General features: G+C 36.5%; 17 protein-coding genes. 11 read left to right on the top strand and 6 right to left on the bottom strand.

What is annotated here, in order from left to right; all coding sequences use genetic code 11:
- From DET63_RS30740 to DET63_RS20450, 7 genes are all read left to right on the top strand, one after another.
- The coding region (locus DET63_RS30740) for a BclA C-terminal domain-containing protein (protein WP_483861226.1) at positions 1–574 on the top strand (574 nt) is incomplete at its 5' end.
- Between the two features lie 123 nt (positions 575–697).
- Complete coding sequence (locus DET63_RS20475; protein ID WP_113937689.1) at positions 698–1543, top strand: TylF/MycF family methyltransferase; 846 nt, start codon at positions 698–700, stop codon at positions 1541–1543.
- Between the two features lie 224 nt (positions 1544–1767).
- A complete protein-coding gene (locus DET63_RS20470; RefSeq protein ID WP_002134979.1) occupies positions 1768–2526 on the top strand; it encodes a class I SAM-dependent methyltransferase in 759 nt (252 codons plus the stop codon).
- A gap of 6 nt (positions 2527–2532) precedes the next feature.
- Positions 2533–3459, top strand: coding sequence for a glycosyltransferase family 2 protein (locus DET63_RS20465; protein ID WP_002134977.1), 927 nt, complete (start codon positions 2533–2535; stop codon positions 3457–3459).
- A 130-nt stretch (positions 3460–3589) separates the two neighbouring features.
- Positions 3590–4750, top strand: a complete 1161-nt coding sequence (locus tag DET63_RS20460) for an FtsW/RodA/SpoVE family cell cycle protein (RefSeq protein WP_113937688.1) — start codon at positions 3590–3592, stop codon at positions 4748–4750.
- A 79-nt stretch (positions 4751–4829) separates the two neighbouring features.
- Positions 4830–5570, top strand: a complete 741-nt coding sequence (prpE, locus tag DET63_RS20455; RefSeq protein WP_113937687.1) for a bis(5'-nucleosyl)-tetraphosphatase PrpE — start codon at positions 4830–4832, stop codon at positions 5568–5570.
- 223 nt (positions 5571–5793) lie between these two features.
- Positions 5794–7188, top strand: a complete 1395-nt coding sequence (locus tag DET63_RS20450) for a peptidase G2 autoproteolytic cleavage domain-containing protein (RefSeq protein ID WP_113937686.1) — start codon at positions 5794–5796, stop codon at positions 7186–7188.
- Positions 7189–7233: 45 nt separating this feature from the next.
- Here the strand turns inward: DET63_RS20450 and DET63_RS20445 are convergent, their stop codons facing one another.
- Genes DET63_RS20445 through DET63_RS20430 form a run of 4 tightly spaced genes read right to left on the bottom strand, consistent with a single transcriptional unit; the run spans position 7234 to position 9999 of the window.
- On the bottom strand, positions 7234–8127 hold the full coding sequence (locus DET63_RS20445; RefSeq protein WP_113937685.1) for an RluA family pseudouridine synthase: 894 nt from the start codon (positions 8125–8127) through the stop codon (positions 7234–7236).
- Positions 8128–8142: 15 nt separating this feature from the next.
- Positions 8143–8940, bottom strand: a complete 798-nt coding sequence (locus tag DET63_RS20440) for an NAD kinase (RefSeq protein WP_002011365.1) — start codon at positions 8938–8940, stop codon at positions 8143–8145.
- A gap of 18 nt (positions 8941–8958) precedes the next feature.
- Positions 8959–9597, bottom strand: coding sequence for a GTP diphosphokinase (yjbM, locus tag DET63_RS20435; RefSeq protein ID WP_002125951.1), 639 nt, complete (start codon positions 9595–9597; stop codon positions 8959–8961).
- 30 nt (positions 9598–9627) lie between these two features.
- A complete protein-coding gene (locus DET63_RS20430) occupies positions 9628–9999 on the bottom strand; it encodes a UPF0738 family protein (protein WP_002149812.1) in 372 nt (123 codons plus the stop codon).
- Positions 10000–10143: 144 nt separating this feature from the next.
- Between DET63_RS20430 and DET63_RS20425 the strand changes: the two genes are divergently transcribed.
- The 4 genes from DET63_RS20425 (at position 10144) to DET63_RS30340 (ending at position 12603) form a co-directional block, all read left to right on the top strand.
- Positions 10144–10722, top strand: a complete 579-nt coding sequence (locus DET63_RS20425) for a CYTH domain-containing protein (RefSeq protein WP_002064261.1) — start codon at positions 10144–10146, stop codon at positions 10720–10722.
- A gap of 185 nt (positions 10723–10907) precedes the next feature.
- The gene (locus tag DET63_RS20420) at positions 10908–11306 is read left to right on the top strand and encodes a globin domain-containing protein (protein WP_113937684.1); all 399 of its coding nucleotides are present in this window, start codon (positions 10908–10910) and stop codon (positions 11304–11306) included.
- Positions 11306–12199, top strand: a complete 894-nt coding sequence (locus tag DET63_RS20415) for a ClpXP adapter SpxH family protein (protein ID WP_113937683.1) — start codon at positions 11306–11308, stop codon at positions 12197–12199. The genes DET63_RS20420 and DET63_RS20415 overlap by 1 nt, the downstream gene beginning before the upstream one ends.
- Positions 12200–12429: 230 nt before the next feature.
- Positions 12430–12603 (top strand): hypothetical protein, encoded by a 174-nt coding sequence (locus DET63_RS30340; protein ID WP_002086970.1) that lies wholly within the window; start codon positions 12430–12432, stop codon positions 12601–12603.
- A 146-nt stretch (positions 12604–12749) separates the two neighbouring features.
- Here the strand turns inward: DET63_RS30340 and pepF are convergent, their stop codons facing one another.
- Together pepF and DET63_RS20405 are read right to left on the bottom strand one after the other, a co-directional pair.
- A complete protein-coding gene (gene pepF, locus DET63_RS20410) occupies positions 12750–14576 on the bottom strand; it encodes an oligoendopeptidase F (RefSeq protein WP_002134970.1) in 1827 nt (608 codons plus the stop codon).
- 50 nt (positions 14577–14626) lie between these two features.
- Positions 14627–15862 (bottom strand): competence protein CoiA, encoded by a 1236-nt coding sequence (locus DET63_RS20405; RefSeq protein ID WP_113937682.1) that lies wholly within the window; start codon positions 15860–15862, stop codon positions 14627–14629.
- Positions 15863–15875 lie beyond the last annotated feature (13 nt).

The following is a 15875-nucleotide window of genomic DNA, read 5'->3' as shown; positions in this document are numbered from 1 at the left end:
CACTGGACCTACTGGGCCAACTGGAGACACTGGCGCAACTGGACCTACTGGGCCAACTGGAGACACTGGCGCAACTGGACCTACTGGGCCAACTGGAGACACTGGCGCAACTGGACCTACTGGGCCAACTGGTGCCACTGGACCTACTGGGCCGACTGGGCCATCTGGATTAGGACTTCCAGCAGGATTGTATGCATTTAACTCTGCTACAATTAGCGTAGCTCTTGGAGTTAATGAGCCAGTACCATTTAATACTGTTGGATCTCAGTTTGGTACAGCAATTTCTCAATTAGATGCCGATACTTTCATCATAAGTGAAACTGGATTCTACAAAATTACTGTTATCGCATATACTGCATTAGTAAGTGTATTAGGTAGCCTTGCAATTCAAGTGAACGGCGTTAATATACCTGGCGCTGGAACAAGTTTAATCTCACTTGGAGCGCCTCTCGTTATCCAGGCAATTACACAAATTACAATAACGCCATCAATGGTTGAAGCTGTTGTTACAGGACTTGGATTATCTCTAGCTCTTGGTACAAGTGCATCCATTATTATTGAAAAAATCGCTTAATTTTTTTACTTAGCAGTAAAACTGATATCAGTTTTACTGCTTTTTCAATTATGAATTCAATCATGAAACCTTCACTACCTACATAATCATATTGTTGTATGACATTTCGCAGGAGGCATCTATATGGAAAATAAATCTGCTGTCCGGCTTTATCTCGAGTTGTTAAAGAAAACAATTCTGTTTGAAATATGGCTAGAGTATGAGCCATATTTACCTGCTTCGTTACATATATCTAAGGAACTTCCATACGAACCCGTTACAGTTCCACTCCCTTTATTTATTAAACAATATGCAGAAAATCATAATTTAAAAATTATTAAACCTAATGTTTTAAAAAGCGAACGTCAAGACGGAATGGATTGGCCAAGAGCAGCACACAGTATGATCGGCCGGGAACGCATGAATCAATTACATGAAGCATTAGAAACAGTTGTCCGTGAAAATATAGAAGGTGATTTTATTGAAACAGGTGTGTGGCGCGGGGGATCGTGCATTTTTATGAATGGTTTTTTACAAGCAAACAACATTACTGATCGCAATGTATGGGTTGCCGATTCATTTGAGGGCCTCCCAACACCAAATATAGAACAATACCCGAGAGATTTCGGCGATTACTTACACAGCTTTGATTATTTACGTGTTTCTTTAGAACAAGTACAAGAAAACTTTAGAAAATACGATTTATTAAATGACCAGGTAAAGTTTTTAAAAGGTTGGTTTAAAGATACTTTACCGTCAGCACCGATAGAAAAAATTGCGATTGCTCGCCTTGACGGTGATATGTATGAATCAACGATGGATGGTCTCGTAAACTTATACGATAAAGTTTCTAAGGGCGGCTATATAATTATCGATGACTATGGGCTACCACCATGTGCTGAGGCTGTGACAGACTTTAGAAATCAAAGAAACTTAAAAGCTCCTATTACTAAAATTGATGTATTCGGGGTTTATTGGCGAAAAGAATAGGGCGAAACTTTATTCAGTTAGGGTTTCTCCATCTCACACTAATTATTAGCCTTCGCCAATAGCATGATAAATAAAAACAAAAGCTCCCATTACTATTTCCAGTTGTTCTAGGGAGCTTTTTACATATCACAACAGTTCTAATATCGTTTCCCCTCCCACTATAAAATGTTAGCTGCAGATTAAAAATGTTGGTTCCCTATTTACTACAAGGAAGGAGTGAAATTATGAGCGAGCTTGAAAAAAAAATCGCATTAATCCCACCTCCCGAACTCGTCCAATATGTAGGTGGCGACTTTCAAAAGGTTGGAAAAGAATTCATAAAGCATTTTATTCAAATTGGTAGTTTAAAATCCAATGAAACAGTGTTAGATGTAGGTTGTGGTGTCGGTCGAATGGCGGTTCCATTAATGAATTACTTAGGTGATGATGGAGCTTATTATGGATTTGATTTATTTAAAGATGGCATTACATGGTGCAAAAATAATATTTCAGCTGCCCGTAGCAATTTTCATTTTGAACACGTTGATATATATAATCAATTCTACAACCCAGAAGGAAAAGAAGATGCTTCTCAATACAAATTTCCATATGAAGACGATTCATTCGATTTTGTTTTTTTAACTTCTGTATTTACCCATCTCCTTCCGAAAGAATTAGAACATTACGTATCTGAGATTGTACGTGTTCTAAAAAAAGATGGGAGATGTTTTATTACCTTCTTTCTCATTAACCCTGAATCATCCTATTACTTAAATTCAGGGCTAAGTACATTAGGTTTTTATCATCAAATTGAAAATTGTTATGTTGTGAATAAAGATATTCCTAATTTTGCAGTTGCCTATCCTGAAGAAGATATCCGCATCTTATTAAATAAATATGGCTTAGAGGTAATTAATAAACCGCATTATGGTTTATGGTGCGGCAGAAATGAGTATACAAGTTATCAAGATATCGTTCTTACAAAAAAAGCTTCTGAAAGGTAGTTTCGTATGAATAATGAAAAAAAGCCACCTCTCGTTTCCATCCTTATTCCCACTTATAATCGACCACATTATTTCAAAATCGCTCTAGAAAGTGCATTAGCACAAACTTATCCAAACATTGAAATTATTATAGGAGACGATAGTACAAATGATGAAACAGAAATCTTAATAAATGAACAGTATTTACCTAATTATAAAAACATAACATACATTCGAAATACCACTACTTTAGGACAATTTCATAACGATCTTATGCTCTTAGAGAAATCTAATGGGGAGTATATAAATTTTTTAATGGACGATGATGTGTTTTATAATCATAAAATACAAAAAATGATGGCTTATTTTGAGCAAGACACAAATAAAAATCTCGCTCTTATAACTTCTTATCGAGTACGTATTGATGATCACGGAAATTTAATTGGAGATGCTCATCCAACACAAAGATTATATAGCGAAGACATTCAATTAAACGGAATATTTTTAGGCGACTGGATGTTAAAAGGTGGACATAACATTATCGGTGAGCCTACAACTATTCTGTTTAGAAAACAGTTACTCACTGAACCTTTCGGCACGCTAAAAGGAAGGCACTATTCTTGTAGTGTCGATATGGCATCATGGATTTCCTTACTTTCTAAAGGAAACGCAGTATACATATCCGAACCTTTAAGCCAATTTCGCTACCATACTGGGCAACAAATACACAGCAAGCTCCTTGAAGGATCTGAGGATTTTACGCACCTCGTTATAACTTCAAAAGAATACGGATTTTTACAAGATAATACAGATTATAGACTAGGTCTAATTAGCGCTTATAAATGGTGTAAAAATTCCTTAGAATATTATAGCCAGCTACCAAACCTCATTCCAGATACACATGTACGTCTTTCCCATTGTTTGGACATAATTATAAAAGAGCTACATCATTAGTCTATTCTGCGAAAATAAAATGTGTGAGCTTTACGTGAATAATGCGTATAGTTCATACATTCTTTTTAAACTATGTGATGCACCAACTAAAACCCACTAATATAGAGAGCAGTAGAAAGGAATTCATACAGTGAAAGATCCGAACACTCAATATCAAATAGACTACATATTAATATTCATTTTATTTGCCATTGGGATTGTTAGCTGCTTTGCTATCGCAAGTGCACAAGCTTCTTTACCACCATTTTTACAAAACGTAAATTTTGTATTAAAACAAATCCAATGGTATGCCATTGGATTTATCGCCATTGGTGTTATTATGTTTATTGATTTCGATCGCTATAAACAAATTGCTTGGTATTTATATAGCTTTGCACTCATACTTCTAATTGGCCTAGAACTTCAAGTTCCTGGCGCCGTTACAATTAAAGGGGCTACCGCGTGGTACAGACTTCCAGGCATCGGAAACTTTCAGCCTTCTGAAATTATGAAATTATTTTTGATTATCGTCGTTGGACGAATTATAGCGAATCATAATGAAAAATACCTTTTTCGGACAACTCGTGAAGATTTCATTTTACTTTTAAAAATATTTGCAGCTAGTTTACCTCCACTACTTCTAATCGCAAAAGAACCTGATTTAGGAAACACAATGGTCATTTCAGCGATGCTTGCAACAATGGTTTTAGTTTCTGGTATACGTTGGCGCTTTATCCTCGGATTAACCTCCGGTATTTTCGCCATAGGCTCTACCTTAACATATATTTATTTCACGCATCCAGAGTTCTTTAAAGAGCACATTCTAAAAGAATATCAATTAAATCGCTTCTATGGTTGGCTTGCACCTTATGAATATGACGCACAAGGATACCAATTAAGACAAGCATTTTTAGCTACTGGATCAGGAGAGATGCAAGGAAAAGGATGGGAAAATAGACAAGTATATTTTCCAGAGCCACATACAGATTTTATTTTTACAAATATCGCTGAACAATTCGGTTTTTTAGGAGCAAGTGTTATTATTTCATTTTTTTTCTTACTCATTTACCGAATGATCCATATTGCTTTAGAAAGCAATGAACCTTTCGGTAGTTATATTTGCGCTGGTACAATTGGAATGTTTACGTTCCAAGTATTCCAAAATATTGGGATGACAATTGGTTTACTCCCTATTACAGGAATAACGTTACCGCTTATGAGCTACGGCGGGAGTTCACTGCTCACATATATGGTTGCTATTGGATTTATTTTAAACGTACGCTCAAGAACTAAAATCTTTATGTTTAAATGAACCATATCGAAAAACGGTATGGTTTTTTTCTATGTCCATTTTAGATATACTAATGAAAAAATGAGCTGGAGGTTTAAATATGAAATATGACATTATAGGTGATATTCACGGATGCTTCCAAGAGTTTCAAGATTTAACAACGAAACTAGGGTATAGCTGGGATAGTGGTATCCCAATTCATAACGCAAAACGAAGGCTTGCATTCGTTGGTGATATTACAGACCGAGGTCCTCATTCATTACGGATGATTGAAATTGTATGGGAGCTCGTAATAAATAGAAAAGATGCTTACTATGCTCCAGGGAATCACTGTAATAAACTGTATCGTTTCTTCCTTGGACGTAATGTTACAATCGCTCATGGGCTCGAAACAACTGTTGCAGAATATGAAGTATTGTCTTCTAATAAGCAACAAATAATAAAAGAAAAATTCATTACTCTTTACGAACAATCACCGCTATATCACATACTGGATGAAAAAAAATTAACCGTCTGTCACGCTGGTATTCGGCAAGATTACATAGGAAGACAAGATAAAAAAGTACAAACCTTTGTACTATATGGTGATATTACAGGCGAAAAACACCCTGACGGCTCACCTGTCCGCCGAGATTGGGCGAAAGAGTATAAGGGTGAAACATGGATTGTTTATGGACATACACCTGTCAATGAACCTCGCTTTGTGAATCATACAGTCAATATTGATACTGGTGCTGTATTTGGTGGTAAACTAACTGGACTACGTTACCCTGAGTTGGAGACCGTTTCTGTCCCTTCTTCCCTACCTTTTGTCCCTGAAAAGTTCCGCCCAATTTCATAAAGTGAAACTTTAATCAGTGGGGGTTTTGTTCATCCCCCACTGATTATGAGCCCGCACCAATCGGGATAAATACCTCTACTTAATACAATTCACGATTTGCAGAGGATCATGGTGTTTTCTAGACATATTCCACACTAAAACTAGATAAAGCAATTAAAAAAAGATGCAATAAAGTGCATCTTTTTTTAATTGCACGGCATATACTGTCGCAGGAGGTGACGGAATGAAGAAAAAATCTTCTAAACAAAAAAGAAAATTCCACCCTTTATACCATCCCATGTATGGAATTAACAACTGGTGCAGTATTCGAGCTGCAGCTATAGAAGAAATAGAAGAACAAGAGTCATCAAAAAAAAGCAAACCGAGAGAAAAATATATCTCTTTAGAAAATGCTGTTATGAGGCGAATTATAGATAGCAGGAAAATAAAAGCAAAACAAAAAAAGAAGCTCGCTTCTAATAATGATGAACCTGTGCTTAATTCGGAAAAGATACAAGAAAATATAGAAGAAAACATTCCTGCAGCAATAAAGGAAAAAGTACAACCAGAAATTCCAGCTACTATTATAAATCAAGTAAAAAAAATAAAAGAAGCATTAATCTCGGGCAACGATGTACAAATAGAAGGATCCGCCCCTATTCAGGCTCCTGTACCTACACCTATAAAAAAAGAAAATAACAAAGGAGCTCGTCACGCATATAAAGAAGGACTTCACTCTAAAGCTGATGGAATCGCTTCACATGCAGAAGGGCTTCTTACACATGCAACGGGTCCCTTTTCTCATGCAGAAGGGACAAAAACAAAGGCAACTGGACATAGTTCGCATAGCGAAGGAAGTGAAACGACAGCAGGCGGCTCTTATTCTCATGCAGAAGGAAAACATGCAATTGCTTTGGGAGAAGCAGCACATGCAGAAGGAACCGCAACTATCGCTAACGGATTCTCATCTCATGCGGAAGGAAATCATACATCAACAGCTAATTTTGCAGGCAGCCATATTATGGGGAAATTTGGTACAGCAGAAGAAGCTTATTCCTGGTTTATCGCAAATGGGACAAATGACACTGATTATAATATAGGTGCCAAATGGCTTGCCCATAACGGAGAAATGTATATCGATGGTGCTTCTTACAATGCAGGTGGTACTGATTTTGCACAAATGTTTGAGGCAGCAGATCATAGCCCTATTGATATCGGCTATTTCATTACATTTAGTAGCGAAGAAAAAATTCGAAAAGCTACTTCAAATGATACATTCATATTAGGCATATCCAGCGCTACTCCTGCTCTCATAGGAAATAGCGGTGCCTTAAGTTGGCAAAAACGCTATGAAACAGACAGGTTCGGAAAACGTCAATATACACGTACTAACAAACAAGAAATACAACCCCTTTTAAATACAGAATGGGATCCAGCTTGTAAGTATATATCAAGAAGAGACCGTACTGAGTGGCTTCCTGTCGGATTAATTGGACAAATGTTAGTACGTGATGACGGCACTTGCGAAACACACGGATATTGTCGTCCAAATGATGACGGCATTGCCACAAAAGCTGAAAGTGGCTTTTTCGTTATAAAACGTACTGGTGAAAATCAAATTTTAATATTATTTCGCTAAAAAAAGGGAACAAAATTCTTTTTATGATAAGAATTTTGTTCCCTTTTAATTGTTATGTAAAGCGTATTGCATATCCTCTGGGATACTTACGGTAAAAGTCATTCCCTTTTCTAAAATAGGATGATAAAACGTCAAAGATGTACTATGCAGCGCTTGACGTTTTATCACATCTCTTCGGCCACCGTATAGATCATCCCCAAGTAGCGGATGTCCTATATATGCCATATGTACACGAATTTGATGCGTTCTTCCCGTCTCGAGCTCAAGCGCTACATGCGTCTTATCGGAAGAACTCTCCATCACTCTAAAATGAGTAACAGCTCTTTGACCATCTTCACAGACAGTTCGCTCGATAATACTATCCGATTTTCGTCCGATTGGCGCGTCAATCGCTCCTGCTTCTTCTAAAATAGTCCCATGAACGATTGCCTCATACGTTCGTTTCACCCCTTTTTGTTGATGCTGCTTCGATAAAAGGTGGTGAACGAATCTATTTTTCGCAATTAACATAAGCCCTGAAGTATCACGGTCTAACCTCGTCACAATGTGCACCGTACTTGCAAGATTTTGTTTATCATAATGATATAAAAGAGCGTTTGCAATACTTCCTGACGGGTGCTCCCTAGACGGAATCGTCGACATATTTGCTTCTTTATTTATAACAAGAACCGCATCATCTTCATATACGATACATAAAGGGATCTCTTCCACTTCCATCCCTTCACTTCTTTCCTCCACTGGAAAAAAGATTTGTAACTCTTCACCAGCTTGTAACTTGTGACGAACACTTGTGTGTTGACCGTTTACTTCAATTGCTCCCCCGCGGAACTTTATATCCGTTAAAGCAGCTTTCGAAATCCCTTTTGTTTTCAAAAATTCTCTAACTAAAGTTCCCTCTTCAGCCAGCCCTATATCCCATTTCAATGTAAATCTGTTCAAATATATAAACCCTCTCTATTTATCTGCAACAAACGAGTCACGAACACGTTTCCAGAATGGGAACGGACGGAAACGAACAAATCGTACTTTCTCGTTTGCAACGCGATACTGAATTGATTTCACATCTTGATGAACCATCGTCAAATGATCCACCGTAATTTGCATGTTCATTCCTGCAGCCGGCTTTAAAACGCATGTATGATGCTTCGGCAGTACGAGCGGTGAACCTACCGTACGAAATACACGATTGTTGATAGATGCCATTTCTGCAATTTGAATCGCTTCAATAGAAGGGTGAATAATTGCTCCGCCAAGCGCCTTATTATAAGCGGTACTTCCTGAAGGAGTAGAAATACAAAGACCATCTCCGCGAAACGTTTCGAAATACTCTCCGCGTATTTCCACTTCTGTTACTAATGTACCTTCTGCACTTTTTACAGTCGCTTCATTCATCGCCAAATACTGCGACTCTTTACTACCATTCACATAGCGAATAATCACTTCTAAAAGTGGATATTCAACCACTTGGAACGGTGTTTTAGCGATTGCAATCACCAACTTCTCTACTTCCGTGGGTAACCAATCTGCATAGAAACCTAAATGCCCTGTATGTACACCAACAAATGCGGTTTCATCTAATCGATTATAGTAACGATGGAATGCATATAAAAGCGTTCCATCTCCCCCAACAGAAATTACAATATCAGGTTCCTTTTCATCCATTGTAAACCCAAAATCTAACAAGTATTCTTTCATCGTACTTGCTAGTGTATCTGATGATTGATCTCCCTTTGACATAATTGTAAATTTCATCGCCCAACACCCTTTAGTTTATGATTCAGAATCTTTCGTTTCCTGCTTTCGTGAAAAGACCTTTTGCGCTTCTTGAATTTCAAGACGAATGGAAGACATTTCTTCATCTAATAAAAACGCCGCTTCCGCTGCACGTTGTAAGCGTATTTTAATATCTTCAGGAAAACGTCCACTATATTTGTAATTTAAAGAATGCTCAATCGTTGCCCAAAAATTCATTGCTAACGTGCGAATTTGAATTTCAACTAACACTTTTTTCTCCCCCTGTATCGTTTGAACAGGATAACTAATGACAACGTGGTAAGAGCGATAGCCGCTATCTTTCTTTTGCGTTACATAATCACGTTCTTCTACAATGTCAAAATCATTTCGTTTTCGAAGATATTCTACAACAGGCTTAATCTCATCTACGAATTGACACATCATTCGAAGGCCCGCGATGTCCTGCATATCTTCTCTAATTCGGTCTAGCGGTACATTTCTCTTCTCCGCTTTATCAATAATACTTGCAACCGACTTTACCCTTCCTGTTACAAACTCAATTGGAGAATGCTCCGTTAACATTGCAAATTGAGTACGCATTCCTTTTAGTTTCACTTTCAGCTCCGCCACCGCTTGGTGATACGGTGCTAAAAATTCTTCCCAATTACGATTCATTTCAACCACCACCAAAATCAATCCATTTGCTTATAGAAACACTTTTTCTACAGCAGTTACTAGTTCTTCTCCGTAATTTGCATTACCTTCAATATTTTCAACTAAATATTCTACTTCTTCTTTTAATCCTTCTAATTCTATTTCAACATCATTCACGCGAATAAACATCGCTGTATCTTTATTCATCGCTTCATGCATTGCTTCCCAGCATGTATGCGGAATACTTACATAAATGAAAGATGATTCATTTTCTAAGATATATAAAAATGATAAATTGTCTGAGTCTACAAGTACGTGATTACGCGCACTTAACTCCTTTACCTCTATTTCAGTATTTTCCGCACAAAAAATAAGCGCATTCTCTCTCATTTCTACGCTCTTAACTTGAATTTTATTTTGCATACTCGAACTCCTCCATCTCAACTTCCTGTCTTACTTAACAGTATTATTGTATCATAACATGGACGCAAACAAATAAAACATTGAACCAAATTTGCGAAAAAGCGATAATGTGGAAAGAATTATTTTTCAAAAGGAGCGCATACAATGACACAAGAAATTGAAATTGAATTTAAAAATATGGTTACAGAGGAAGAATTCCAAACATTATGCAAATCTTTTTCTATTGAAGCATTTACAAAACAAGTAAATCACTACTTTGAAACGCCTCACTTCTCTTTAAAAGATACGGGCTCTGCACTTCGTATTCGTCATAAAGATGGAACTTATACATTAACATTAAAACAACCTGCTGAAATTGGTTTATTAGAAACTCATCAGTCTGTAACAGAAAAAGAAGCACAACTTATGATGGAAACAAACACAATCATTCAAGGAACTGTAATGGATCAGCTACACAAATTACAAATTCCCGTTTCCTCTTTAACTTATATGGGTAGTTTAACAACAGAAAGAGCTGAAATATTATTTGAAGGCGGAACGCTTGTCTTTGATCATAGTTTCTATTACAATCACGATGATTATGAAATTGAATACGAAGTGCAAGATGAAAAGACCGGTAAAGCAGCATTTATAAGGTTATTAAAGCAACATAACGTACCAGTTCGTCATACAAACAACAAAGTAAAACGCTTTTTCCTTGCCAAACAAAACGAAGAGCGCTAAAGTAAAATTTCCATCAGTGAAGAAGAGCTGTACTTACGGCTACATTTCACCTTTTTGAAAAGCAAAAGATTTATTAGCAACATATAGAATAAGCAAAGAATGTTATGAAGGCTGTTTAGTTGCTCTTCATAACATTCCATTGCTACAATAGATATACATTTCATGGAAAAAGGAGTTTATAAAGGATGAGCAAGCAACCGATGACACCATTTGAAGCAATTGGCGGTGAACAATGCATTGCAACATTAGTGGATACATTTTATTCCTATGTCAGTGAACACCCTGACTTATCTCCGATCTTCCCGGATGATTTAACAGAAACTGCTAGGAAGCAGAAACAATTTTTAACACAATATTTAGGTGGTCCTAATTTATACACTGAAGAACATGGGCATCCTATGCTAAGAGCACGCCATCTTCCGTTTGAGATTACTCCAAAACGCGCAGAAGCTTGGCTGTCATGTATGGAGCAAGCAATGGATGATACAGGAGTGCACGGTCATATAAGAGAGTTTGTTTTTGAACGTTTAGCATTAACTGCTCAACATATGGTCAATACTCAAAATGAAACAGGTGAAGTGTAATGGATAAGCAGGAAGCAAAGCATATAAATATGCCTTCTCCTTCCACATGCGAGCATAAATCTGTAGAAGCATATTTATTTATTGATCCACTTTGTAAAGATTGCTGGGATATCGAGCCATTTATTATTAAACTATGGCTTGAGTATGGGAAATACTTCTCTATTCGTCATATCGTAACAGGAAAAGTGGACGGAGCAAACGCTTCCTCACACAAATGGAATAAACCTGCTAATATTCGATTTGTGTGGGAAAAAACAACAAGTTTACAAGGTTTTTCATGTGATGGAAAAGTACATATGCAAGAGGCATCGTCAACACCATATTTAGTTTCGATGGCAATTAAGGCGGCGGAATTGCAAGGCCGAAAAGCAGGTTCGAAATTTTTGCGAAAACTCCAAGAATACATTCTTCTTGAAAATGTATCAAACCCTGACTGTGAATTATTGCTTACATGCGCTAAAGATAGTGGCATTGATGTAGAGGAATTTAAAAAAGACCTACACTCAGTTAGCGCAAAAAAAGCTTTCCAATGCGACCTAAAATTCACAAATGAGATGCATATTACAGAAATACCTTCCCTCCTATTTTTTCATGCAAATTCAGATGAGGAAGGTATTAAAATCGCGGGAATTTATTCCTATGATGTATACGTACAGTTATTAAAAGAACTTATAAAGTGCGAGATTGAGCCAGAACCATTACCTCCTTTAGAAGTATTACTAGAAGCAACACAATTTATTTCTTCAAAGGAAATCTCATTTATATATGACTGCCCTCAACAAGAAATAGAGCGTGAACTAAAGAAATTACAACTAAAACGAAAAGTACAAATGATTGAAGTGAAGTGCGAGCGTTATTGGAAATGGATAGCAAAAGAAAAAGACCCGGTGTAAACACCAGGTCTTTTTCTTTACGGCTTATAAAAATATTAAAGGGGATGGGAGAAATTTTCACGTTCAAACAAAGGGGTATATGTTTGTATGTGAATTCGTTCACGCTTATTATATTACAAGATTCGACGTCAGATGACAACCCCTTTTGTCGAATTTCACATTTTTGTCACATTCTAAACGTTTTCATTTTTGAATAAGCTATAAAAAAGAACATTTAGGAGGTTTTATTAATGAAAAAGTCTCATATCGCTCTAATTTTTCTAGCTTTCATTGTTTCTTTTTTCTTGTACATCCTTTCTCTACTACAAGCTTTTCCTAAAATTATTGCCTTCCCTCTTTTATTCGGAGTTATCGTCATCGCTGTCTCTTATTTCAACTATAGAAAACGATTTAAAGGATTTTAACTACAAAAATAAGTCATGAAAATTCCTTCTAATATAGAAAAAGTAAAGAAAATCACCTTAATAATTCGACAAATATCGACATTATGTACTTTTGAGAAAATGTTTCAAACAAAAAAGACGAGGATAAAATCCCTCGTCTTTTCTCATTACTTCTCTTCAAACAATAGCGCTTCTAATTCATTTAACTTCTCTTCAAATACTTGTAATGCTTCTTTTACAGGTTCTGGTGATGCCATATCTACTCCTGCTTTTTTCAACACTTCAATTGGGTAATCAGAGCTTCCAGCTTTTAAGAATTCGTTAATGTAACGTTCTACTGCTGGTTGTCCCTCTTCTAAAATTTGTTTTGACAAAGCTGTCGCTGCACTAAATCCTGTTGCGTATTGATATACGTAATAGTTGTAATAGAAGTGCGGAATACGAGACCATTCTAAACCGATTTCTTTATCGATTACTAAAGCGTCCCCGAAATATTTCTTATTTAAATCGTAGTAGATCTCCGTTAACATATCTGGCGTAACAGCATGTCCTTCTTGTACTTTCTTATGAATGATATGCTCGAACTCTGCAAACATTGTTTGACGGAATACAGTACCACGGAATCCTTCTAAATAATGATTTAATAAATATAGACGCTCTTTTTTATCTTCTGTCGTTTTTAATAAATAATCATTTAGAAGCGCTTCATTACAAGTTGATGCTACCTCTGCAACGAAGATTGAATAATCACCGTATACGTGTGGCTGTGTCTTCCTTGTATAGTAACTATGCACCGAATGACCAAACTCATGAGCAAGTGTATATAAATTATTTACATTATCATGCCAATTCATTAAAATATACGGATTTGTTCCGTATGCACCAGATGAATACGCTCCACTTCGTTTGCCTTTATTCTCGTACACATCTACCCAGCGATTTTCATATGCTTCTTTTAAAATTTCAACATATTCATCACCAAGTACGTTTAAAGATTTTAATAACAGGTCTTGCGCTTCTTCATACTTCACATTCATTTTCACTTCTTGTACAAGTGGTGTATATAAATCGTACATATGAAGCTCATCAAGTCCTAGTGCACGCTTACGAATATCAATGTAACGGTGTAATAAATGTAAGTTGTCATTTACCGTTTCAACGAGTTGATCGTATACTGCTTCAGGAATATTATTATTACTTAATGCTGCTTGGCGAGCAGAGTCATATTTACGAATACGTGCATTGAAATTATTACGTTTCACTGCCCCGCTTAACGTACTTGCAAATGTGTTCTTAAATTTCCCATACGTTTCAAATACAGCTTTGAATGCATCTTCGCGAACACGACGATCATCACTTTCTAAAAACTGAATGTAACGGCCATGTGTTATTTCTACCTCTTCTCCATCCTCACCTTTAATAGATGGGAATTTCAAATCCGCATTATTCAACATACCGAATGTATTACTTGATGCACTCATCACTTCAGATGCTTCTGCTAATAACGCTTCCTCTGCCTCAGATAATACGTGCGGGCGTTGACGTGTAATTTCTTCTAATGCATGCTCATATACACTTAGTTCTCGATTTTCTTGTAAGAATGTTTGCAATGTATCTTCTGAAATAGATAAAATTTCAGGTACGATATACGCTGTGCTACTAGATACTTGTGAGTATAAATTTGTTGCGCGATCATTCAGTGCTTGATACACAGAGTTTGTTGTATCTTGATCGTAACGCATATGTGCATATGTATATAGCTTACCTAATCGCATTGAAATTTCATCTTCATATTGCAATGCCTCAAGCAAATTGTCTGCAGAGTCGCCAAGCTTCCCTTTAAATTCAGTTAACTTTGGCAATAGCTCTTTAATAGCTTGGAATTCTTTTTCCCATTCTGCATCTGTTTGGAAAATATCTTCTAATCGCCATGTGCTTGCTTCTTCAATCTCATTGCGATCTGGTAATGTTTTTGCTTTATTTTGTTCAGACATTCTGTAAGCCCTCCTTTAAATATCTCTACTTAAGTACAATTCTGTTTTTCTTATGTAATTCCTTCACGTTCATTCTTTATTATATCCCCTTTTTCTTCTCTCATGTTGAACTTTGTCTCAAATAGAGATAGTGCGTGCGCTAAGCCAATTTCATCATATTTCATAATTTCTCCCTCTGTTTTTACCAACACAACATCTCTTATTTTTCGATACTTATTACTACCTATTTTTATTAATACACCTGCATAACATAAAAATGTCATATACTCCGCAACTGCTACCTTCCATATATGTTGTGCAAAATACGGAAGTAGACGCCTCTTCGTATATTTTGCTACATAGTTACATGCGTATTGCAGAGAAATATACTCCCCTACCTTAAGCATACCTATACACTTCATATAAAGAGAAGCTTGCCATATAAATGGATTTGTTTGAAAAGCAAACGCGGATGGGAGCGGAACACCGATTTCAGAAGGAAAACTCGCTGGGGTACATTTATATTGATATAAGAGGCGGAGTAGTGACTTATGATTATAATTCCAGATAGATAGAGCGTTTTGCCGAAAATGGTTCTTTTTTCTCTTCCATTCTTGTCCTAATACCTCTTTTTGGAAAGGAACGGGGGAAAAGAGCATGTCAACAGTAGTCGTATCAGTTGGTAAATAAATAGTATGTGAGAAAGAGACGTTTGTAGAAAACGGAGTGATAAAGGCGCATTTCATAAATGATTTTTGTTTCGGACAGAAGAAAATAAGAAATGGCTGAGGATAAGATTGTAAGGAGAAAGCCAGAAGTGAGGAAAATTTCATCCAATATGCAGATTGCTTTTTTAATTGATTTCCACCAATGATCCAGATGACCTGTATACCAGCTTGCCAATACGAGTATGTTCGTTTAGAAAGCTGTTCTATGGAGAGATTGGCGCATTGATATTCAATCGCAATTTCCCTACCTGCTCTCTCTACGAAAACATCTGGTCTTTGCTGGATTTTTGGAAGGTAATGCTCTATATCCACATGAAAATTTTGACGTTTCAACCATCTATATAACAATTCTTTACCGTGCATATGATACATAGATTCTGCTTCATAAAAGGTAAGACATGAATCCACTTTCTTATGAGCAAAATGCCAGCTCTTTTGTTTTCCTAATTTCATTTGCACTTCTTTTCCGCAAGCTGTACAAAATAATTTTTCTCGTTTACGCATTTCGCGTAAAAGCTCTTCATCCCGGTTATATAATAGATGAATTCTCTCTCCGTTTTCTCTCCTTGCAATAAACATCACCATCACACCC

The organism is Bacillus sp. DB-2 (assembly GCF_003315125.1).
In the GTDB taxonomy this organism is placed as follows: Bacteria; Bacillota; Bacilli; order Bacillales; family Bacillaceae_G; genus Bacillus_A; species Bacillus_A mycoides.
The sequence above is the reverse complement of the archived record's forward strand: the minus strand, read 5'-3'. Positions and strand labels throughout refer to the sequence as shown.